The 22,398-nt window shown below is 43.7% G+C and carries 24 protein-coding genes; 10 read left to right on the top strand and 14 right to left on the bottom strand.

All coding sequences use genetic code 11. The features are described 5' to 3' along the window. Window positions 1-106 precede the first annotated feature (106 nt). Window positions 107-1,042 carry a TPM domain-containing protein gene (locus tag ACYQ0N_RS00605; protein ID WP_460161596.1) on the bottom strand — a complete coding sequence of 312 codons (936 nt, stop codon included), beginning with the start codon at window positions 1,040-1,042 and terminating at the stop codon, window positions 107-109. Between the two features lie 164 nt (window positions 1,043-1,206). On the opposite strand from ACYQ0N_RS00605, the gene ACYQ0N_RS00600 reads away from it, so the two are divergent. The 4 genes from ACYQ0N_RS00600 (at window position 1,207) to ACYQ0N_RS00585 (ending at window position 5,931) form a co-directional block, all read left to right on the top strand. After that, complete coding sequence (locus ACYQ0N_RS00600; RefSeq protein WP_460161595.1) at window positions 1,207-2,037, top strand: DNA-3-methyladenine glycosylase family protein; 831 nt, start codon at window positions 1,207-1,209, stop codon at window positions 2,035-2,037. Between the two features lie 252 nt (window positions 2,038-2,289). After that, entirely contained in the window at window positions 2,290-2,550 is a 261-nt protein-coding gene (locus ACYQ0N_RS00595) for a hypothetical protein (RefSeq protein ID WP_177531848.1), read from the top strand. 134 nt (window positions 2,551-2,684) lie between these two features. Then, on the top strand, window positions 2,685-3,434 hold the full coding sequence (gene rlmB, locus ACYQ0N_RS00590; RefSeq protein WP_460162154.1) for a 23S rRNA (guanosine(2251)-2'-O)-methyltransferase RlmB: 750 nt from the start codon (window positions 2,685-2,687) through the stop codon (window positions 3,432-3,434). A 16-nt stretch (window positions 3,435-3,450) separates the two neighbouring features. Beyond that, the gene (locus ACYQ0N_RS00585; RefSeq protein ID WP_177531846.1) at window positions 3,451-5,931 is read left to right on the top strand and encodes a hypothetical protein; all 2,481 of its coding nucleotides are present in this window, start codon (window positions 3,451-3,453) and stop codon (window positions 5,929-5,931) included. 440 nt (window positions 5,932-6,371) lie between these two features. On the opposite strand, the gene ACYQ0N_RS00580 is transcribed toward ACYQ0N_RS00585, so the two are convergent. Both ACYQ0N_RS00580 and ACYQ0N_RS00575 read right to left on the bottom strand, forming a co-directional pair. Beyond that, window positions 6,372-6,917 carry a sce7726 family protein gene (locus tag ACYQ0N_RS00580; RefSeq protein ID WP_177531845.1) on the bottom strand — a complete coding sequence of 182 codons (546 nt, stop codon included), beginning with the start codon at window positions 6,915-6,917 and terminating at the stop codon, window positions 6,372-6,374. Beyond that, window positions 6,917-7,456 (bottom strand): flavodoxin family protein, encoded by a 540-nt coding sequence (locus ACYQ0N_RS00575; protein ID WP_460161594.1) that lies wholly within the window; start codon window positions 7,454-7,456, stop codon window positions 6,917-6,919. The genes ACYQ0N_RS00580 and ACYQ0N_RS00575 overlap by 1 nt, the downstream gene beginning before the upstream one ends. A gap of 159 nt (window positions 7,457-7,615) precedes the next feature. Here ACYQ0N_RS00575 and ACYQ0N_RS00570 point away from each other — a divergent pair, with 159 nt between their 5' ends. Continuing rightward, a complete protein-coding gene (locus tag ACYQ0N_RS00570; RefSeq protein WP_177531843.1) occupies window positions 7,616-8,557 on the top strand; it encodes a hypothetical protein in 942 nt (313 codons plus the stop codon). 41 nt (window positions 8,558-8,598) lie between these two features. Here the strand turns inward: ACYQ0N_RS00570 and ACYQ0N_RS00565 are convergent, their stop codons facing one another. The 6 genes from ACYQ0N_RS00565 to ispD form a co-directional block, all read right to left on the bottom strand. Beyond that, window positions 8,599-9,894 (bottom strand): CdaR family protein, encoded by a 1,296-nt coding sequence (locus tag ACYQ0N_RS00565; protein ID WP_460161593.1) that lies wholly within the window; start codon window positions 9,892-9,894, stop codon window positions 8,599-8,601. Further along, entirely contained in the window at window positions 9,891-10,763 is an 873-nt protein-coding gene (cdaA, locus tag ACYQ0N_RS00560; protein ID WP_460161592.1) for a diadenylate cyclase CdaA, read from the bottom strand. Before cdaA ends, ACYQ0N_RS00565 begins: the two co-directional genes overlap by 4 nt. Before the next feature lie 100 nt (window positions 10,764-10,863). Next, window positions 10,864-11,994, bottom strand: a complete 1,131-nt coding sequence (locus tag ACYQ0N_RS00555; RefSeq protein ID WP_460161591.1) for an aminotransferase class V-fold PLP-dependent enzyme — start codon at window positions 11,992-11,994, stop codon at window positions 10,864-10,866. After that, window positions 11,995-12,219, bottom strand: a complete 225-nt coding sequence (locus ACYQ0N_RS00550; RefSeq protein WP_177531840.1) for a putative Se/S carrier-like protein — start codon at window positions 12,217-12,219, stop codon at window positions 11,995-11,997. Window positions 12,220-12,302: 83 nt separating this feature from the next. After that, window positions 12,303-12,800 (bottom strand): 2-C-methyl-D-erythritol 2,4-cyclodiphosphate synthase, encoded by a 498-nt coding sequence (gene ispF, locus ACYQ0N_RS00545; protein WP_460161590.1) that lies wholly within the window; start codon window positions 12,798-12,800, stop codon window positions 12,303-12,305. Then, entirely contained in the window at window positions 12,797-13,477 is a 681-nt protein-coding gene (ispD, locus tag ACYQ0N_RS00540; RefSeq protein WP_177531838.1) for a 2-C-methyl-D-erythritol 4-phosphate cytidylyltransferase, read from the bottom strand. Before ispD ends, ispF begins: the two co-directional genes overlap by 4 nt. A 224-nt stretch (window positions 13,478-13,701) precedes the next feature. Here ispD and ACYQ0N_RS00535 point away from each other — a divergent pair, with 224 nt between their 5' ends. From ACYQ0N_RS00535 to ACYQ0N_RS00515, 5 genes are read left to right on the top strand one after another with little or no spacing between them, the layout of a single operon-like run. Continuing rightward, complete coding sequence (locus tag ACYQ0N_RS00535) at window positions 13,702-15,639, top strand: aconitate hydratase (protein WP_460162153.1); 1,938 nt, start codon at window positions 13,702-13,704, stop codon at window positions 15,637-15,639. Continuing rightward, window positions 15,639-16,403: a TraX family protein gene (locus ACYQ0N_RS00530; protein ID WP_460161589.1), complete on the top strand. Its 765-nt coding sequence runs from the start codon at window positions 15,639-15,641 to the stop codon at window positions 16,401-16,403. Before ACYQ0N_RS00535 ends, ACYQ0N_RS00530 begins: the two co-directional genes overlap by 1 nt. Window positions 16,404-16,420: 17 nt before the next feature. Beyond that, a complete protein-coding gene (locus ACYQ0N_RS00525) occupies window positions 16,421-16,951 on the top strand; it encodes a DUF6630 family protein (protein WP_460161588.1) in 531 nt (176 codons plus the stop codon). Window positions 16,952-16,968: 17 nt separating this feature from the next. Further along, window positions 16,969-18,177, top strand: a complete 1,209-nt coding sequence (locus tag ACYQ0N_RS00520; RefSeq protein WP_460161587.1) for an NADP-dependent isocitrate dehydrogenase — start codon at window positions 16,969-16,971, stop codon at window positions 18,175-18,177. Between the two features lie 25 nt (window positions 18,178-18,202). Further along, on the top strand, window positions 18,203-18,850 hold the full coding sequence (locus ACYQ0N_RS00515) for a redox-sensing transcriptional repressor Rex (RefSeq protein WP_177531834.1): 648 nt from the start codon (window positions 18,203-18,205) through the stop codon (window positions 18,848-18,850). Window positions 18,851-18,891: 41 nt separating this feature from the next. On the opposite strand, the gene ACYQ0N_RS00510 is transcribed toward ACYQ0N_RS00515, so the two are convergent. The 5 genes from ACYQ0N_RS00510 to ACYQ0N_RS00490 form a co-directional block, all read right to left on the bottom strand. Then, window positions 18,892-19,086: a FeoB-associated Cys-rich membrane protein gene (locus tag ACYQ0N_RS00510; protein WP_177531833.1), complete on the bottom strand. Its 195-nt coding sequence runs from the start codon at window positions 19,084-19,086 to the stop codon at window positions 18,892-18,894. A gap of 66 nt (window positions 19,087-19,152) precedes the next feature. Continuing rightward, a complete protein-coding gene (gene feoB, locus ACYQ0N_RS00505) occupies window positions 19,153-21,306 on the bottom strand; it encodes a ferrous iron transport protein B (protein WP_460161586.1) in 2,154 nt (717 codons plus the stop codon). 45 nt (window positions 21,307-21,351) lie between these two features. Beyond that, window positions 21,352-21,573, bottom strand: coding sequence for a FeoA family protein (locus tag ACYQ0N_RS00500; protein ID WP_177531831.1), 222 nt, complete (start codon window positions 21,571-21,573; stop codon window positions 21,352-21,354). Between the two features lie 16 nt (window positions 21,574-21,589). Next, a complete protein-coding gene (locus tag ACYQ0N_RS00495; protein WP_177531830.1) occupies window positions 21,590-21,802 on the bottom strand; it encodes a FeoA family protein in 213 nt (70 codons plus the stop codon). A 178-nt stretch (window positions 21,803-21,980) separates the two neighbouring features. Beyond that, window positions 21,981-22,262 carry a DUF2325 domain-containing protein gene (locus ACYQ0N_RS00490; protein WP_177531829.1) on the bottom strand — a complete coding sequence of 94 codons (282 nt, stop codon included), beginning with the start codon at window positions 22,260-22,262 and terminating at the stop codon, window positions 21,981-21,983. Window positions 22,263-22,398 lie beyond the last annotated feature (136 nt).

The raw sequence follows: 22,398 nt of genomic DNA, 5'->3' as shown, positions 1-22,398 counted from the left end.
ATTAAGTATTAAAGACTTAAATTCTTTTAAACGGACCCGTTAAATACTAACAAAATTATTATAACTCATATCATTAAAAAAAGCAATGGAAAATGTGAAAAAAATATCATTGACCGGCAAAATTCGCAAAAATTTCAGCAGATTTTAAATAGTCAAAGCTTTTTTTACCGTCCGCTTCGGTCATACACTCGGCTACGGAATCGCCGATACTGTCTAAGCCCTCCTCTAATGAGCTGAAGCTTCCCTGACCACAGATATAATACTCTCCCTTTTCAGTATTCACTATCATTAAAGCGCAGTCAGAACCGTCCTTGAAATATTTGTCCGCCTGCTCCTCGGCGTAATCCTCAATCTTCCTGTCGCCTATATCGCCGATAAATATCATTGAAAGGCTTTCGTCGTCGCCGCAGGCTGAAGACAATATATCGTTTATGTCGAGAATATCCTCCTTGGAAAGCTTATTGGTACGGTCAATAGCAAATTCCGGAAGGGAAAGCTCGATATATTCAAGAGTCCTTTGTACAGCGTCGGAATATTGACCGGTAACCAGCAGAGGCGATATTTCAGAAAACAGCATTTCAATACCGCTCTCTGATATGAACAGCGACGGCGCGCCGTTTCTCAGCAGATAATCTTCTCCGGTATCGTCGTTCACGAGAAACACGACGCCGTTTGAACCGCCGTAAAGCTCATTGTAATAATCCGACGCATATTCCTCCGGAGTTTTCTCTCCTATATCAGACGCTGTTACAACTGCGGCGTTTATTTTAAAGGTTTCAGAAAGCCACGCGGTATATTCGTTAAGCTTAGAATAATCCGATTCGGACAGCAGTCCGGCATCGTCAAAAACAAAATCCGTTTCCGCGTCCGCCGACCTGTCGCGCTGTGCAAGCGTAGGCTCCCGTGTTTCATCTCCTTCAGAGGAATATTCGGATATATCAGCTCCGCCGTTTATAACTTCCTTGTCGTTTATTTTATCGCAGGCCGAAAACAGCAGTTGTACTGAAATAATTGCCGAAATCATTATAACCAGTTTTTTCATAGCCCTCTCCTTTTTTTATTAAGATTATATCGGTTTAAGCTCCGTTTGTCAACCGCGGCGTAACAAAGTATAAGAAAAATTTCAGAATGATAATTTTTCCGAAATATAAATATTGTAAATTTAAAGCAAATAATGTATAATTTTATAAACGGAGGTGCAAAGCCATGAATTATAAAGTACATGATAACGAAATAATTTTATATCAGCCTGATTTTGATCTTGACGAAACTCTCGACTGCGGTCAGGCATTTCGATGGGAAAAAGTGCAGAGCGAGTATGACTGTACATATTCCGGCTATTTTCTCGACCGTCCGCTGACTATTTCCCACGACGGAGATCGATTCATACTTCATAATACAAGCGAAGAAGATTTTCTAAACGTCTGGGCCGATTATTTCGATCTCTCAACAGATTACGGCGCGGTAAAAATTCGCTTGTCCGCCGACGAAACACTACGTAAGGCCTGCGAATTTGCCGGAGGAATAAGATTGCTAAAGCAGGATAAATGGGAATGCCTATGCTCGTTTATAATTTCCCAGAATAATAATATACCGCGCATCAAGGGAATAATATCCCGGCTGTGCCTGCATTACGGTCATTTCCCGTCGCCCTCCGAGCTTGCGTCAGAAACGGTTGAAAGCCTCGGCTTCCTGCGGTCAGGATTTCGTGCTAAATACCTTATCGACGCGGCGGAAAAAACGGCGGACGGCTCCCTTGAGCTTGAGGCGATACCTGATATGACTATAGAAAACGCAAGAAAGCGTCTTATGACGATCAAAGGAGTAGGACCGAAGGTTGCGGAATGCGTTCTGCTGTTCGGAATGTATAAAACGGAAGCCTTTCCGATCGACGTCTGGATAAAGCGGGTAATGGATAACTATTATCCTGAAGGACTTCCCGACGAGGCCAAGGGAATAGAAGGCATAGCCCAGCAATATCTATTCCATTATATAAGAAACCTTGAAAAATCAAAAAAAGATACTGTTACCGCTTAAAAATGTTACAAATCGGTAAAATTAAAGTTACATTTTGTATTTACTGGAAGTAATATTTGTTTTCAACAACCTAAGAATTTGGAAACTACGGACTTTTCCACTTTCTCCACAGAGTTTTCAACATGATTTCGGGCAGTTTTCCACCCTTTCCACAAGGTTTTCAACAATTAATTGAACAAAAAACTTTTACAATCTGTATATAAAGGTAATTTCAGGCAACAATAAGACCGAGAAAACTTTCAGGAGGCAGAAATGATAAAGGGCGTTAACAAAAAAGTGCTTGAAATCAATAATCCGCAGAGCTTGTATTTCGAAAAGGCAGTTTTATATTTAAAACCGAATATGACCAATATACCGTATAAGCTTATGAAGCATGAGGCTCAGGAGCTTATAAGAAGCTTAAGCCCCAAGCCGCCGAAATACGCGGTATTTCTGAAGGCGTCGCTAATAACCGCCGCCGTTCTTGCCGCAGGCGCGGGAGTCTGGCTTGTTTTTTCGGTTTTCGTGAAATAATGCTTAAATCTCCTTAATTATGCACTTGTAATTTTTTTGTAATAATGTTATAATTATAGATATTTGAAATATTTTCGGATATCCGCCCGCTTTTACGGACGGACAAATAAATTATAACATGAAAGACTGATTTGATGAACAACGATAATTTCAACGATAATAATATTATATGCGGAAGAAATCCGGTTTTAGAAGCTCTTAGGTCAGGAGCTCCTCTGGACGCCGTGTACATCTGCGGAAACGGTGGAATACTGGGTAAAATACGCGCGATGGCAAGGAATTCCGGAGCCGTGGTAAAAGACGTCGACAGCCGTAAGCTCGACCAGCTTACAGGCGGCAAATCCCATCAGGGCGTAGCCGCCTCAGGCGCATGCGCTGAATATGTAACTGTCGAGGATATCCTTCAAATATCCGTTAAAAAGGGAACAAGCCCTTTTATTATAATATGCGATGAAATAGAAGATCCACACAATCTCGGAGCCATAATAAGAACCGCAGAAGCCGCCGGAGCGGACGGCGTTATCATCCCTAAGCGCAGAAGCGCTTCCCTGAACGCCACCGTATTCAAAACCTCGGCCGGAGCGGCAAGCTGGCTGCCTGTCGCGCGGGTTTCCAATCTCTCGACCGCCGTCGATACCCTCAAGAAAAACGGAGTATGGATCTACGGCACCGACGCCTCAGGCGAAAGCTACGACGGCGTCGATCTCAGCGGCGGCATTGCTCTGATTATCGGCTCGGAAGGCTCCGGTATGGGAAGACTTTTAAAAGAAAAATGCGATTTCCTGCTCAGACTGCCTATGCACGGCAAAATCACGTCGCTTAATGCGTCGGTAGCGGCAGGTATCTTTATGTACGAGGCTGTAAGACAAAGGAATAAATTATAACTGGAGATTGATAAAGATGCCAAAAAATTACACGCTTGACGATATACTGAACGAATATTCCGGCGAAGAAAAACATAAATCCGCCGTTAAGAATAAAACCGCCGTTAAAACTGAAATTAAAAGCAATGGACAGACGGGAAAAATCGAGGACACGGGTTATATTAAAATACCCTCCGGAGGTATTCCGGATGAAACCATTACATACAGCGTAAAAGAGCTTGAACAGATAAACGCTCCGGCAAAAAGACCGTCGCCCAGTCACAGATCGGGGAAATTTCAGGTTGCAGATATCGGCAGACCGAACGTATCCTACATAAATTCCGTTAAAGAAGTGAAAAAAAATCCTGCCGATCTGCCGCCGAGGCCGACTGATGAAATAAAATATTACGACGGCGCGGTCGTTACGCAAAACGCTTCCGACGAGGAATACGCTCCGAAGGTAAGGAAGATGAGCGATTCAACCCGCGCCAAGGAAATGCGCGTCAAGCGCAGAAAAAAGAAACAGCCCGAGTTTACCTATGAAAAGGAATCGCCGGACGGCATTTATACAAAACCGCAGAAAAAAAAGGCTAAGTTTGTAGTAGCCCCGGAAGATACTGAACGGAAAAATTCTCCCGAAAAGAAGAAAGCGGTAAATCTTTCAGCCGATTCCGATCCCGAGGCTCTTGACGTGGAGATCGACGTTTCAAACCTTCGCACCGTCAATACGGATGAAAGGAAAAACGAGACCAAGACGGACAACGGCGCCATCAAGGATTATGACAGCTTTGAAGACGCAGGAGAAATCCGGCGCTCAATTACCGATCTTAAGGTAAGCCTTTCATTCAGATTAGCGGTGCTTGCAGTCCTTCTTGTATTCGTAACCTTTATTTCAGTGGGAGAGCTGATAAGCCTGCCTGTGCCGGAGCTTCTTACAAGAAAAAATCCCGCGGTTTTTTCCTGTGTACAGCTTATTATCGCACTGCTTTCTATGATGGTTTCTATGGATACGGTAAAAAGCGGACTTCTGAATCTTATAAAATTCAAAGCGGATACCGACAGCCTTGCCGCGTTCTCATCGCTCTCCTGCGCCGCGGCGTCCCTTGCATGCGTTATAAATCCAAAGCTTATTTTTGACGGCGCCGTCTACATATACACTCCGATTGCGGTAATGCTGATGTTCTTTAACGCTATGGGGAAAAGACTTATTCTCCAAAGAGCCGAGCTTAATTTTGATTTTGTAACAAAGGATAAAAACAAACATGCTATCGTATGCGTCGAGGACGACGCCAAGGCGGAAAGCTTTACCAGAGGTACGATAGGAGATTTTCCCGTTTTAGTCACAATGAAAAGAACTAACTTTATTAAGGATTTTTCAAAATACACCTTTTCCACTGACAGCGGGGATAAGCTTTGCAGGGCGCTGGTACCCATAATAATCGTCATTTCTGCGCTGGCTTCCCTTGCCGTTACGTTTATAAAGGTGCAAACCGCCGACTCTGCCGCAGCAGTCTTTGCGCTTTCTATTTTCACTCTTTATCTGAGCGCATGCTCTTGTATGGCGATGCCGCTTATAGCCAACATTCCTCTCGGCAAGGCGTCAAAAAAATATATGAGAAACCACGGCATTATGCTCGGCTACCAAAGCGTCGAGGATTTTTACGACGCAAACTCAGTAATGATCGACGCAGATACGCTGTTTCCTGCCGGCTCGATACGCCTTTGTTCGATAAAGCTTTTCTCCGATACAAAAATAGACGAGGCTCTGCTTGACGCGGCAAGTCTTACCGCTCATGCGGGCAGTATTCTCAAGGAGCTTTTCTCCGACGTCATATCAGGAAAGGAAAATATACTAAGCCGCGTGGAAAACTTTGTTTACGAAGATTCTATGGGACTCTGCGGCTGGATAAATAACAAGCGGATACTTTTCGGAAACCGCGAGCTTATGAACAGTCACAATATCGAGGGAATTCCGACTAAGACCAAGGAATCGGAGTTTACCGAAAACGGCAAGGACGCGCTTTATCTTTCCGTTTCCGGAAATTTAGCGGCAATGTTTATTATAGAAATAACGGCCGGAGACTCTATAAAAAAATCCATGAAACAGCTTGAAAAGCATGACATGGCGGTTATTATAAAAACAATCGATCCCTTTATAACAATTAACAGAATTTCTGAACTGTTCGGCTTTACCGACGAACTGCTTAAAATAATTCCTACACGAATGATGAAGGATTTTGACGCTGAAACAAGAAGGACAAAAAAGATCAGTACTTCTATGGCATGCTCCGGTAAATTCACTTCGTTTGTACAGCTGCTGCTGGGAACAAAGTCCATTAGAAAAACCGTGTCGGCGGGAGTGATTCTACAGTCTGTTTCCGCTCTGCTGGGACTCGGACTTGTTTCTCTTCACTGCCTGCTCGGAGCGTTTGCCGATCTTTCTCCCTCATGGCTCCTTATCTATAACCTTATATGCACTGCGCTGACGGCAATAATCGTATCGGTCAGAAAGGTGTAAAAAAGGTAAATTTCAGTCGAGGTATTATAATAAATTGTTATTACAGGCGGCGGTGCAGTTGAAATGCTGTACCGCCGCTTATAATATTTTTCCGTCCCTTTATTAGAATTTAATAACAAAAAAGCCGATACGCAGTAAAACAAGAAATCGGAAGCCTTCGTTTGATGATTCCGATAAAACTGCGTCGGCTTTTAAATTTAATATGCGTCGTACCAAATTTGAAAAAACAAATTGAGTGAAATACTGTAAAAAGGTAAATTGTTCCAAAATCTTTTCGCTTATATTAATCATGCTAAGTCCGCGGACATTTTGGCCATATATATATCTTTGAGTAATAATAAAAGCTAAAATACAAGATACTATTAATCCGCCATACCGATTGCCCGTTACACTTGTTCTCAAATCCTCAGTTATGCTTCCCCATGTAACAGTCCTGTTTACTACAGCAGCGTATAGTCCCTTTCAAAAAGCTCCTCGTAAAGCTGCTCCCTTAAAAATTCCTCAGGAATCCTCTCCGTCAGCTTGGCACGGACAAAGGCTTTGCTTTTCTGTAAATAAGCCGGCATACCGAACCTTTTAAGAATATGGCTCAGCTCTCGCTTCCATAGAAATTCAAGCTGCTTTTTCAGTCTGCATTTAGGATTGCTTCCATGATGTCTTATAATTTCCACATTTCCGCCTGATTCATCAGAAATGCATATTATCCCCCAATAATCCGGAACATGCTTTTCAGCTCCCCTTCTATGGCTCTTGCCGACTACAAGATAATTGCAGTCAAAAAATATATCATAGTTTTTTACCTGAGACTTCAGCCTTGCATATGTATCTGCGTCGCTTTTTATTTCAAATCCGATAAGCCCCCTGTCGGTTACGGCAAAAATATCTGCGCGGGAATTGTTAATGGGAATTTCCTCAAACGTTCTGTGCTTTCCGAAATTATAATCAAGATAAAGAAAAAGGGCTTCCCTTATTTCAGGATCAAGCATTACAGCAGCCTTCCGGCATTATAGGTCTCAAGACAGACGGCGTCCAGGTCGCTGTCGCCTCCAATTACCCGCTTAAAATACAGGTTCATTCCCTTGGATATAAACGTTCCCGTATACCAATCGTATACCGGCGTATATTTAGGATAATCCTTCGGCGCGCCCTGTGAAAAGATGGCCGAAAGCTTAATACCGTTTTTAATCCTTGAGGTTTTATCCGGATTGCTCAGGCAATAATGCCTGTTCATAAAGGTTATCATCGGGCCGGCAATCTGAGCATAATAATTCGGCGAAGTTATAAGCAGAGCGTCCGCCGAATGAAGCTCATTTAAATAATTACGCATATCATCGTTGATAACACAGTCGACACCGTTACTGCGACAGCTTTTACAGCCTGTGCAGCCCTTTAAATTCATATCGTTCACGTTAAAAACGACCGTACTGTAACCGGCCTCCTCGGCACCCTTGATAAAAGCCTCGGCCGCTTTCATTGATATTGATCCCGGACGGGAGCTTCCCAATACGGCAATTAATTTTTTCATATGGACTACCTCCGTTTTTTTATAATAAAATTATTATAGCACATTTCCGTAAATTTTTCAAAATAACGTCGATTTGGCAGTTAAGATATAATTATTGACAAATATATCAGAATATGTTATTATAGGTCTGTAAATTTTTAAAAAATGGGGGAATTTTACATGATAAGCAAAGCCTATAAGAAGTTAGGCGCAGCAAAAGGTCTGAAGGCAATAAACGGAGTATGCTGCGGTAAAATTTGCGGATATACCGTAACGCTCAGCGACGGAGGCGGATACAAGGATATTTATATTTCCGCTTATACGGACGGAGAGGCGTTTGAATGTATTTCTGCCGCCGCCGATAGCCTCAGAAAAAAATATAAGCTGAACGCCTTTGAAATCAAGCCGGAATATATCTATATCAGATTTTTTGACGGTATCGGAACTATAAAGCGTATTGACGGCTTTATCAATGAATTTTTTCCTGAGCTCTCGGTCTGGGGCGTAAAAGCGGACGTCTGTCCTCACTGCAAGAACAGTCTTGATCCGACAGCCACAGCAAAGCTTATTCGCGGACGTGCCGTCAGACTTCACAGCGGCTGTGCGGAAGAAATAATAAACGGCATGAGAGAATCGGAGGAGCTGACGTCGTCCGCCGAATCCGGCGCCGGAAAAGGAATTGCGGGAGCTATTTTATTCGGTCTCGCGGCGTCTATACCGTGGGCCATAGTGTACGCTCTCGGATGGTTTGTAGGATGGCTCGGCGCGCTTATCGGCTTCGGTGTTGTTAAAGGATATGAAAAATTCGGGGGTAAAATCAAGAAGCCGATTATTCCGGTTTTTGCTCTGATTATTATAGTTTGCGTTGTATTCGCACAGTTTCTCGGAGACGCAATTCAATTAGGCTATTACATAAATAACGGCGAGCTCTACGGCTCTTTGTCGGATATTCCCGAATATATAAAAATACTGCTTACAGAAGAACCGGAATATCAGACAACAGTTGTAAAAAATATAATAATAGGACTGCTGTTCGCAGGTCTTGGAGTATACGGTATTTTCCGATCGCTTATAAATCAGGTCAAATCTCACAGCAAAAGCGTCGCCGATCTTGATATATAAATAAAAAAACTGCGCTTATTATTTGCGCAGTTTTTTATTTATTACTCGGCGGACGATTTTGTAACCGGAGAAGCGGTAATAGATACCTTTTGCAATCCGACCGCCCATACCTTGTCATAATCCGGAAAGCTTATGGTAGCGTCGGCAGTAAACGTGCTGCTTTGTACAGTATATTTCAGGAGATCAACCGTTACCAGTATTTCCTGATTGGTAATCTCCGATATATCCTCCTCCGGACCGATTATATCAAAGGTAAGGCCATATGTATTTACAGTGCAATTATAGTCGGACGGTGCGTTCAGAACAGATATCTCGTCTACAGTTACCGTTTTTTTAGCGAGTCCGTCCTGATTCAGCTTTGCCGTAACCATTGATACGTTTGAAATGTCCTTATAATTTTCAGGTATTTTAATTGTAAACGATTTGTTAAAATCCCAGTCAAGATCATAAAGCGGTATAGAACCGATATTCCATTTATCAATCTTTTCAAGCTCGGTATTCGGCGAAGCAATGCTTATTTTATCAACGCTCAGATCAAGATTCAGGGAGCTTATGTCAAAGTTTGCCGGAGCATATCGTATATCATACGTTAGATCAAGCTCCTTCTGCATATAGACGGGTATATCAATGGTAAAATCCTTAGTACCGAACGTCAGATTATCGGTATTGATCTTGGATTCGTTTTTATCATAAAGAACGACGTCGGAGCTGTGGAAGGTATAGGCTGTGTTTATTTCCTGCTTGTTCTCCACATATATTTCCGCTTTGTCAATGCTGTCAAGCTGCGTAGACGGTCCGGTTATTTCTATTACCGAGGGAGTAGCCTTGAATTCGCTGCTGTCCATGTAAAGACCCTCTGCCGCGGTTATATTAGGAGCGTTCACAGAAAGCTCGTATTCCCTCGTATCTATTTTATCAAACATTACGTCTATCTTCGAAGGCTTGATTTCAGTCACCTCAAAATTAACCTTGGAATCCTTGCTTTTAACGCTTACCTCTAAAGATTTTTCACCGGCGGAATTTACATTCTCCACGACGGCTCTTGCCACAAGATCGTCTGCCGTAAGGCTTCCTATGCTGGATCGGTTTCCCTTAATGGTCACGGTAACGCTTTTGGTAGAGCAGCTTATAACGCTCAGATCATTTTCCTCCGCGGAGGTTCCGGTTATGTCGATTTCCAAAGGTATATTGCTGAACGTTTTGGGCGTAGTAGGATAAATGGTGATTGATATTATAAACCACACCATTATCGCAAGTATAATTGAATAAATAATCATTGCCGTATTATTATTTAATGAATTTAAAATATAATTTTTAAAATTTTTTAAGTACCTCATTTTTTATCCCTCTTATTCCGTTTCCTTTTAATAGGGAGTTTTTTCTTAGACTCGGCAGGCTTGGGTATGAGCGCCTCGCGGAGATATTCATTAAGCCTGAATCTTGTATAATCGCTTGTAAGTCCTCCGTTTTCTGCAATAGAAATATGTCCGGTTTCCTCTGAAACAACTATAACAATAGCGTCTGAATTCTCACTCATTCCGATTGCCGCTCTGTGACGGGAGCCGAGCTTTTTATTAATAAGCTCCTCCTTTTGAGGTTTAGGAAGAAAGCAGGCTGCCGCCAATACCATTCCGTCCCTGATTATAACGGCTCCGTCATGCAGCGGAGTATTTTTAAAAAATATATTTCCGAAAAGCTCTTTGCTGGGAACAGCGTTCAATACAATTCCGTTTTCAACCTGCTCTCCAAGCTTGGTTTGTCTTTCAATAACTATCAGCGCGCCCGTTTTTGTAGCGGAAAGATCCACGCAGGCGTCGCATATAGCCTCAATGGCCGTGTTCCATCTCGAAGTTTCGTCGGAATTTTCTCCGAATGAAAGGAAATTAATGCCCACCTTGGTTCGTCCGGCCTTTTCCAAAGCACGTCTGATTTCTGGCTGAAACATGATAAGCAAAGCAAGCAGTCCCACATCAAGAGTGCTTTTTATAATATATGATATTGCTTTAAGACCGAGCTGACTGCTGATTATGTAAGCCGCGATAATAAAAAGTATGCCCTTTATAAGCTGACCGGCTCTCGTTTCCCTGACCAGCTTTATTAAAAGATAAACCAGATATGACATCAGAAGAATATCAATTATATCCATAAACGTAATGGATTGTATTACATTCCACACCATATTAAGAGCATTTTTAATAGCGTACATAATTCACTTCCTTTCAGGTTTTATGTAATGAGGGGTTATCCCCCTCTTAAATTTCCGCATATTATAATTTTATCATAAATACAGATAATTTCAATGTTTTTTATAAATTTTCACACAATTTTTTGATTTCGTTCGCAAGACCGTATACCTGCTTTTCATTGTTGAAAACAGACGGGGCAAATCTTACCGTTCCCTCGTCCGTACCGAGCGTTTTATGGGCAATCGGAGAACAATGAAAGCCCGCGCGCAGACAATAGCCTCTGTCGCTCAGAGCCTCTGCCGCAGCCTCGGGAGCCATACCCTTTATATTAAAAGATACCACGGGAGCATATTTAACTCCCTCGGTTCTGTATACGTCTACTTTTTCCCTGTCCAGCAGACTTATAAATTTCTCACATAATCTGTTTTCATGAGCGTAAATATTTTCTGTTCCCTTGGACCTGACAAAATCAATGCCCGCCTTAAGCGCTATTACTCCGGCCGTGTTAAGCGTACCGCTTTCAAGACTATCCGGCAGAAAATCGGGCTGTATAAGATTCATTGACGAGCTGCCCGTTCCTCCCTGAATAACAGGATTTATCCTGAACTTCCCGTCGCTTATAAGGAGTCCGGTTCCGGAAGGCCCGTAAAGCCCCTTGTGACCGGAAGTGCAAAGTATATTCATTCCGTCTGACAGACCGACGTCAAGAATACCGCATGCCTGCGCTCCGTCGGCAATAAAGCAGATATTATTTTTTCGGCAGATTTCCGCTATTTCCCGGACAGGCATTATTCTGCCGGTTACATTTCCCGCAATTGTACATACAACCAGCTTGGTATCGTGCCTTATAAGACTCTTCAAGGATTCCAGAAACCTGCCGTCGTCGTCGTAGGCAGGAGCGATGCTGTAATAAACGTTCTTATTTTTTGAAAGCGCATAAACCGGTCTTGCAACCGAATTATGCTCTATACTGCTTATAATTATATGGCCGCCGTCCGACATAATTCCCTGAATAGCAAGGTTCAGCGCATATGTGCAGTTCAGGGTAAAAACGACGTTTTCCGGTGAAGCTCCGAAAAAATCAGCCGCCGACTGTCTTGTGTCATACACCTTTTCCGACGTGGCCAAGGTCAGCCGGTGTCCTCCTCTGCCGGCGTTTCCGCCGTACCGCAGGATCGCTTCGTTTAATGCCCGCCTAACCTCCGGGGGCTTCGGAAAGGTCGTAGCGGCATTATCAAAATTAACGATCATTTAATCCCCCGCGCCGCTTAATAGCTTTCCGTATTCTATTTTGTTATTATTCAGTAATGCGATAACATCCCCGGGATCACCGTTTACAATCAAAACATGGGTACAGCCTCTCTCAGAAATTCTGGAGGCTCTTTTTATCTCGCTTTTATAGCCCATTGAAGCAAGCTTTCTCTGCGCTTTGATTGCATGAGTGACAGAGGGCATAGTAACTGTTGTTCTGTTCATATCAGTCTCCAATCCGGCGTGAAAATTCACGCTGTCACCCGTTATAGTTTCAGCGAAAGAGAGTTATCCCTCCGCTTATACCATTATATGAAGACCGCTTCACTGTTGTTACATTTTGTCAAAAGAGCGACGCAATGCGCGGAAATCCCGGAGCCGTCTCCCGTAAAGCCAAGTCCTTCCTCAGTCGTAGCCTTAATACTTACAAAGGAAACATGGCATCCGCATGCATCGGCAATGTTTTGTCTCATCCGCTCTATATAGGGCGAAAGCTTAGGCGACTGAGCTATAACCGTAGCGTCGAGATTTCCTAAGGCGTAGCCCTTTTCCCGCACCAAGCCGCATACTCTTTTAAGAAGGCCGATACTGTCCGCCCCCTTAAAGTCAGGATCCGTATCCGGAAAATGCTTGCCAATATCTCCAAGGGCAAGCGCGCCCAATAAAGAATCCATTACGGCGTGCGTCAGAACATCGGCGTCGGAATGTCCCAAAAGACCTTTTTCATATGGTATCTCAACTCCGCCCAGAACCAGTCTCCTGTTTTCAGCAAGCCGGTGTACGTCGTATCCGTGTCCTATCCTCATATCTGTTCCTCCAAAAGAAGATTTGCGATCTTAATATCCTCAGGAGTGGTTATTTTTATATTTTCATATCCTCCCTCAGTCATGCAGACCTTTACGCCTATCGCCTCTGCAAGCTGACAGTCGTCGGTAAAATCAAGACCGTGCTCAAGGGCGAAGTCCACAGCCTCGAAATATATCCTGCGTTTAAATATCTGAGGCGTCTGCGTAATATAAAGGGACGGTCTGTAAGGCGTATCAGTTATAAGACCGTCGTTTACCACCTTTATCGTATCCTTAACCGGAACTCCGAGAACAGCCGCGCCGAAAACCTCGGCGTCGCGGGCGGTCCTTACTATTTGCTCAGGCTTTACAAGAGGTCTCGCTCCGTCATGCACCGCTATAAGACTCGTTTCCGGGCTTATTTTTTTCAATCCGCTGAAAACGCTTTCCTGCCTTGTCCCGCCGCCCTCTGCAAAGCCTCGGAGCTTTGCTATTCCAAGCTTTTCGGCAGTATTTTCAAGTTCCTTCCTGTCGCGTTCCCGGCAGACTACTACGATATCGCCGACCTCCGGACACTGCTCGAACGCAAGCATCGATCTCCCCGCAACATTTGTATTTCCCAGCGGAAGCAGAAGCTTGTTGACTCCGTTCATTCTGGACGAGCTTCCTCCGCATACTATTATAGCTGAAATTGACATTAACTTTTTCTCCGTTTTGCAGCCATTACGGCTTTACGTTCAAATTTTTTGATTTCAAGAATTGCATATATAAATTATACCATTTATTTTTCAATGTGTAAAGCGCAAGGAGGAATTATTAATAAAAGATAAAATGTAAATTCCGCTATTATATGTGAAATTCTTGACAAACAGTATGATTTTGATGTACAATAAAAGAGAAAATCATGAAAGGACTGATTGCAATGGGTTTAACATTAACAGAAAAAATATTAAAAGCTCATCTTGTAGACGGTGAAATGGTCAAGGGAAAGGAAATCGGTATCAGAATAGACCAGACTCTGACGCAGGACGCCACCGGCACAATGGCTTATCTGGAATTTGAGGCTATGGGAGTACCCAGAGTTAAAACTGAAAAAAGCGTAGCTTATATAGATCACAACACTCTCCAGAACGGCTTTGAAAACGCCGACGACCACCGCTTTATCGGAAGCGTTGCAAAAAAGCACGGTATTTATTTTTCACGTCCCGGAAACGGCATTTGCCATCAGGTACATCTTGAGCGCTTCGGAATTCCCGGAAAAACCCTTATCGGCTCCGACAGCCATACTCCCACCGGCGGCGGAATCGGTATGATTGCAATCGGCGCCGGCGGTCTTGACGTTGCGGTAGCAATGGGGGGCGGCGCTTATTATATAACATGTCCAAAGGTAGTAAAGGTTGAGCTTAAGGGAAAGCTCTCGCCTTGGGTTGCCGCAAAGGACGTTATACTTGAAGTTTTAAAAAGACTTTCCGTAAAGGGCGGAGTTGGCAAAGTAATCGAATACTGCGGAGAAGGCGTAAAAACTCTGTCGGTTCCGGAAAGAGCTACTATAACAAATATGGGCGCGGAGCTTGGCGCTACGACCTCCATATTCCCGTCCGATGAAATTACAAGAGAATTCCTGAAAGCGCAGCAGAGGGAAAACGTATGGACAGAGCTTTCAGCGGATCCCGACGCTGTATACGACGAGGAGCTTACCATAGATTTAGGCGAGCTTGAGCCGCTTGCCGCCTGCCCTCATTCTCCGGACAATGTAAAATCGGTAAGTGAAATAGGCAAAATCAAGATAGATCAGGTCTGTATCGGTTCCTGCACGAATTCATCACTTATGGATATGCTTAAGGTCGCTCATATACTTAAGGGAAGAACCGTTCATCCGGACGTATCGCTTTCTATAGCTCCCGGATCCAAGCAGGTTCTTAATATGCTTGCTGAAAACGGCGCGCTTTCCGTAATGATAGACGCGGGAGCAAGAATCCTTGAAAGCGCCTGCGGGCCTTGTATAGGTATGGGACAGTCGCCTAATTCCAAGGGCATTTCTCTGAGAACCTTCAACAGAAACTTCGAGGGACGGTCAGGCACCAAGGACGGTCAGATTTATCTGGTATCTCCGGAGGTTGCCGCTGCGTCGGCGGTTGCCGGAGTTTTCACGGATCCGAGAGAGCTCGGCGAAATGCCTGAGTTCAAACTGCCGGAGGTATTCAAAATCAACGACAACATGGTTGTTCCGCCCGTACCTGAATCGGAAATGAACAGCGTAGAAATTCTTAGAGGACCGAATATCAAGCCTTTCCCGGAAACCTCTCCTCTTGACGACAGCATATCCGCTCCGGTTTCTCTCAAGGTTGGAGATAACATAACCACCGACCATATAATGCCGGCGGGAGCAAAGATATTGCCGCTGAGGTCAAATATTCCGGCTATCTCCCAGCATTGCTTTACAATATGCGACGAAAAATTCCCGGCAAGAGCAAAGGAAATGGGTAAAAGCATTATTGTCGGCGGCTCAAACTACGGACAAGGCTCGTCGAGAGAACATGCGGCTCTGGCTCCCCTTTATCTCGGAATCAAGGCCGTATTGGTTAAATCCTTTGCAAGAATTCACAGAGCTAATCTTATTAACGCGGGTATTCTTCCTCTTACTTTTGTAAACGAGGCTGATTACGATTCTATATCGCAGAGCGACGAACTCGAACTTGCAAACGTAAGGGCGGAAATTGAAGCCGGAAAGAGCGAGCTTACAGTAAAAAACAAAACGACAGGCAAGGAAATCAAGGCGCTCTGCGAGCTCAGCGGACGCACAAAGGATATAATCCTTGCTGGAGGTCTGCTTGACTACACAAGAGAATCTATGAAATAATGGCAATCGATATATCAAAACGTCCGGACGGACCTATAAGGAATTTCACTATACCGCAGAAGCGGAAACCAGGGATAACGTCCGACCTTTTAAAGCTTATCGCGATCATCGCAATGACCGTTGATCATATTGCATGGGCGTTTGTTCCCTTCGGCAGCATTGCCGGACAGCTTATGCACGTTATAGGGCGGCTTACCGCCCCGATAATGTGTTTTATGGTTGCCGAAGGCTATTATAAAACGCGTAATGTAAAAAAATATGCTATAAGACTGGGCATATTCGCATTGATTTCTCATTTTCCGTATGTATTCTTTTCTTCCGGCAGATTCTATCTTATCCACCAGACAAGCGTGATGTTTCCCTTGCTTCTAGGACTTGCCGCCCTTGTCGTAAGGGACAGTCCCAAATATGAGCCGACCGTAAAAAACATGATTATTCTTGTTATATGCCTTATTTCTATGGTCGGCGACTGGGGAGCCGTCGCGGTAATCTGGATACTGATATTTTCCGCTTGCCGGTTTGACCGCAAAAGGCAGATGAAAAATTTCTGCGCGGTCAGCGCGCTATATATCCTGCTGGACTTTATCTACTGCGCCGCTATGGGACAATGGTATCACGACCTCTTTCAGCTTGGCGTATTTCTTGCGGTACCGCTGCTTATGAGCTATAACGGAGTAAGAAAAGGCGGAAAAGCTTATAAATGGCTTTTTTACGTTTACTATCCCGCGCACCTTGCGCTGCTTGCGGTTTTAAGATATATGTGATTAAGCGAGGTTAAAATATGGGTTTATTTAGTAAGATTTTTAAGTCCCCCGAAAAGGAGGATAAGAAACAGGATTTTTCATATATCGCTGAAATAGCGGCTCTTATAACCTCGGATAATGCTGAAGTTATGGAGAAAATAAACTATTGTATCAGCAATCCGGAAGAATATGAAGTACAATGGGCAACGAATGGCATTGATTACGGCAGCAAGGATTTCGGCTGGATTAATCTGATATCTGAGCTTGAAGAAAGCGGGTATCTGTTCAGCGTTGACTTTAAATGCGAGCTTGAAGATTTTCTCTATGCGCTTGAACAGATAAAAACCTACAGTCTTATCGATATCGACCTGTCGTCTCTTGATTTGGACGAAAACGGCGACGTAACGTCATGGGGCAGGAAAATCAACGCCGCTTTAAACGGGAAAGCTCTGATATGCACAGTTGATGTTGACAGCGACAGCTATGAGCTTATTATCGTTTCGGCTGATGTTTACAATATAATTTCGGACGCTGCAGAAAGCAACGGTCACAAAATAGACGAATTATAATTAACGGGAGGAAACCAATGGCAAAAATTCAGATGAAAACACCGCTGGTCGAAATGGACGGCGACGAAATGACAAGAATACTCTGGAAATGGATAAAGGAGATTCTTCTTGAGCCCTATATCGACCTAAACACAGAGTATTACGACCTCGGTCTCGAATACAGAGAAAAAACAAAGGACAGAGTTACCTTCGACAGCGCCGAGGCCACAAAAAAATACGGAGTAGCTGTAAAATGCGCAACGATCACTCCGAATGCAGCCAGAATGCCCGAATACAATCTTACAGAAATGTGGAAATCCCCTAACGGAACCATAAGGGCTATACTGGACGGCACCGTTTTCAGAACTCCTATTCTTGTCAAAGGAATTACGCCGTATATTCCGTCATGGACAAATCCTATAACAATCGCTCGTCACGCCTACGGAGACGTATATAAGAATACTGAAATGCAGGTCAGCGGCGGCGGTAAGGCGGAACTTGTCTACACCGACAAGGACGGAAACGAAACCAGACAGCTTATCCATGAATTCGACGGCGACGGAATAATCCAGGGTTTGCACAATATTGATAAAAGTATCGCAGGCTTTGCAAAATCATGCTTTAATTACGCCCTTGATACAAAGCAGGACGTATGGTTTGCAACCAAGGATACTATTTCAAAAAAATATGACCACAGATTCAAGGATATATTTCAGGAAATCTTTGACGCCGAATATAAGGAAAAATTCGAAGCAGCAGGAATTGAATATTTCTATACTCTCATAGACGACGCCGTTGCAAGAGTTATTCGTTCAAACGGCGGCTATATCTGGGCATGCAAAAACTATGACGGAGACGTTATGTCGGATATGGTTTCAACAGCTTTCGGAAGTCTCGCAATGATGACCTCCGTTCTTGTTTCACCTGACGGAGTTTATGAATACGAAGCGGCGCACGGAACAGTCCAGCGTCACTATTATAAATATCTCAAGGGCGAGGAAACGTCGACTAACTCGGTCGCTACTATTTTTGCATGGAGCGGCGCTTTAAGAAAAAGAGGCGAGCTTGACGGCAGCAGCGAACTTACTGAATTTGCGGATAATCTTGAAAGAGCAACCATACAAACGATTGAGGACGGCGTTATGACCGGCGATCTCTATATGCTTTCAAAGCTTGAAAATAAGAAAAAGGTAGATTCAAGAACGTTTTTGGAGGAAATCAACAGCAGACTTTCTCAGATGGTTTAATATATTTTAGGAAGGATCGGATTTCATGTCAAAACCCTTAATTTCAGCTCCGGTAATAAAGCGTCTGCCAAGGTATTACCGGTTTTTAGGCGAGCTTGAAAACCAAGGCTTTACAAGAATATCAAGCCGTGAGCTTTCTGAAAAAATGGGACTTACGGCGTCGCAGATAAGACAGGATCTAAACTGCTTCGGAGGCTTCGGTCAGCAGGGATACGGCTACAATGTAAAAGAACTGCATAAAGCCATCGGAGAAATACTCGGAATCAACGCCGGCAACAGGACAATACTTATAGGCGCAGGAAATCTTGGCAGAGCTATCGCCTCTCACATTGATTTTACTAAGCGGGGCTTCAGGCTTATAGGGATTTTTGACAGTAATCCTGAAAAAACCGGACAGATAATTTCCGGAATTAAAGTTTCCCACACAGACGTTATTGAAAAATTCTGCAAGGATAATAACCCTGTATGCGCAGTACTGTGTATTCCTAAATCCTCAGCACAGGAAATAGCAAACAGGCTGGTAACGCTGGGAATAAAGGGCTTCTGGAATTTCAGTCATTACGATCTTAAAATGGACCATAACGACAGTATAATTGTTGAAAACGTACATCTGGCCGACAGCCTTATGACGTTAGCTTACGGGCTTCACTCTAATTCCGATAGAGAAGAATAAAAAAATCAGGCTTTAAAAAGCCTGATTTTTTTATTTGATTATTATTTGTTAAGTTCTTTGTTTTTCTGACCGCTGCGGCATAAAGAAGAATTCGGACAGCAGCCGCAGTTGCAGCCGCATGAGGATTTACCGCCCGCCTTGTCTTTTCTGAGCTTTATTACAATAAGCGTCACAACAGCTGCAATTATAAGAAATACCACTATTGTTCCGATATTTGAAATCAGATAATCCATCATCGCTTTTATTCCGCCTTTCTCTCCGTCAGGAAGATCGCCCGCAGCTCTAAAAGAAATTTTACCGGCTTACGCTTTTACCCTGACTTTTGTTTTAAGCGCACTGCTTTCATTATACGGCCTTACAAGCATATAAACAATAAACGCAATCAGAATCAGCGCCGCGATAAGACCGATAACATTTACATTTCCTGTAAATACCGAGCCTACCTGATAAATTATAAGCGAAACCGCATATGCAAAAACGCACTGATAGCCTATTGCAAACAAGGTCCATTTCGCATTGTTCATTTCACGCTTGATAGCTCCCATTGCCGCAAAGCACGGCGCGCACAGAAGATTGAAAACAAGGAAAGAATATGCTGAAAGCCGTGTAAACGCAGCGGCGACCTCCGGCCATATCTCGTCTCCGTTTTCAGAAAGCTCCTCCCCTGCAAAGTGAAATAGTTGTCCGAACGTTGCAACAACGTTTTCCTTTGCAATAAGTCCGGTAACAGTCGCGACGGCGGATTTCCAGTCGCCCCAGCCAAGCGGAGCGAATATCCACGCAAACGCGTTTCCGATTTTTGCAAGGACAGAATTATCCAGATCGTCGACCATTCCAAAACCGTTTTCCCAGCCAAACGCCTGAAGAAACCAAAGAATAATTGACGACAAAAGAATTATGGTACCTGCTTTCTTTATAAACGACCAGCCTCTTTCCCACATTGAGCGCAGAACGTTGCCTACTGTAGGCAGATGATATGCCGGCAGCTCCATTACAAAGGGCGCCGGATCACCGGAAAACAATTTGGTTTTCTTGAGCATTATACCTGAAACTATAATGGCGCCGACTCCGATAAAATATGCGGAAGCTGAAACCCAGCCGGCATTATTGAAAAGCGCTCCGGCAATAAGACCTATTATCGGCAGCTTCGCGCCGCATGGAATAAACGTGGTAGTCATAATAGTCATTCTGCGGTCACGCTCGTTTTCTATAGTACGAGAAGCCATAACTCCGGGAACGCCGCAGCCCGTTCCTATAAGCATAGGTATAAAGGATTTTCCCGAAAGTCCGAATTTGCGGAATATCCTGTCCATAACGAACGCTATTCTCGCCATATATCCGCATGCCTCAAGAAAACCGAGGAATATAAACAGAACAAGCATCTGGGGAACAAATCCCAGCACAGCCCCTACTCCGGCAATTATACCGTCAACAATCAGTCCCTGTAACCACGCCGCACAGTTTATGCTTTCAAGTAGCTTGTTTGCGCCGTTTGTTATCCAATCGCCGAAAAGAGTGTCGTTAGTCCATCCCGTCACCCAGTCGCCTACCGTAGTTACAGATACATAATATACGATAAACATAACGACTGCAAAAATCGGCAGCGCAAGAAAACGGTTGGTAACGACCTTATCAATTTTATCCGATAAGGTAAGACCTCCCTTATTTTTCTTTTTGCAGCAGCCCTTGATTATAGACGCTATGTAAATGTAACGCTCGTTTGTTATAATACTTTCAGAATCGTCGTCCATTTCCCTTTCTGCGGCGGCAATATCAGATTCTATATGCTCCATTATTTCCTTTGGTATTGAAAGACGGCTCAGCACCTTTTCATCGCGCTCAAATATTTTTATGGCATACCATCTCTGCTGCTCCTCAGGAATATTATGCAGGAAAGCTTCCTCTATATGAGCGATGGCATGCTCGACGCACCCGCAGAAGCTATGCTGAGGCACAGTACATTCTCGGCTTTCCGCGGCCGCCACAGCCCTCTCGGCAGCTTCCTTCACACCGACGCCCTTTAAAGCTGAAATTTCACAGACCTCGCAGCCCAGTTCCTTAGAAAGCTGAGAAATATTAATCTTATCTCCGTTTTTGCGCACTATGTCAATCATATTGACAGCCGCGACAACAGGTATCCCAAGCTCTGTAAGCTGAGTTGTAAGATAAAGATTTCTTTCAAGGTTCGTACCGTCGATAATATTAAGTATAGCGTCGGGACGCTCGTCTATAAGATAATTTCTTGCGACTACCTCCTCAAGAGTATAAGGAGAAAGCGAGTAAATACCCGGAAGATCAGTAATAATAACGTCCTTGCGTCCCTTAAGCCTGCCCTCCTTTTTCTCAACCGTTACCCCGGGCCAGTTACCGACAAACTGGTTAGAGCCTGTAAGCGAGTTAAAAAGCGTTGTTTTGCCGCAGTTAGGATTGCCTGCCAGCGCGATTTTAATTTCCATAAATCTACCTCTTTTCTAATTAGCGTTTGCTAACTTATGTGCAAATTAATTGGTTTCTATCAGGTCTGCGTCTGCTTTTCGCAGAGTAAGCTCATAGCCTCTGACCGTTATCTCTATAGGATCCCCCAGAGGCGCTACTTTTCTGACGTATATCTCCGTCCCCTTGGTTATGCCCATATCCATAATTCTGCGCTTTACGGCTCCGTCTCCGTTAAGCCTGCTGACCTTAACCGTCTGACCGATTTTTGCTTCTCTTAGTGTTGACATATGCCTGCCTCCAATATCATACCATTATTTTTGAAGCCATTTCCTTGGAAACGGCAACTCTTGAATCCTTTACATTGACAATTACATTACCGCCGATTTCAGAAATAACAGTGACCGAGCCGCCTGCGACAAATCCCAGATTTTCAAGGAATTTTCTCGTTTCCGGCTTTCCGCCGACCTTTTTAATCATATTCTCCTCGCCGATATTAGCTAATGTCAAAGGCATCATTACACTCCTCCTCCCACGTTTTTAATCTGATAAGCGTATTGCCTTGCCGCCGTTATCCCGACTATTGATCGGCAAATATTATTTATCGTCTGCCATTATCGGAATTATTATCATAAAAAGCGCTCTATTTGTTAGTGAAGGCTTACTGATTGCTGTAAAATAACGCGCTTCCGCGCCTTCACCCGCAATATTTATCAAGAATGGATTTAAGCGCACTGACGCTTGCGCTATGAATTCGCGCCACCGGAATATCATGCTTTGCGGATTTCTGATTTACTCTTTTCACCATTTTATGAGAGCACGTGTTCGTAAATACTACCATTAAATCAGGCGTTCCCAGCTTGTTTTCAAAATCCGACGGCATCTGTGTAAATACCTTTGCCTTGCAGTTATAAGATCTGCATATATCTTTATATCTGGTTGCCATACGGTCGTTACCGCCTACCACAACAATACTCATTCCGCACTCCTTTCACGTGGTTAGCTTACGCTGACTAAACATATAATATCACATTACCTAATGTTTGTCAAGAACCTTTTATAAAATTTTCTGTTATAATCATTTCAGTTTACAATGGCTTACTTTGCCAATTTAA

Source organism: Ruminococcus sporogenes (genome assembly GCF_054655175.1).
This window is presented reverse-complemented; position numbering and strand designations above follow the sequence as displayed.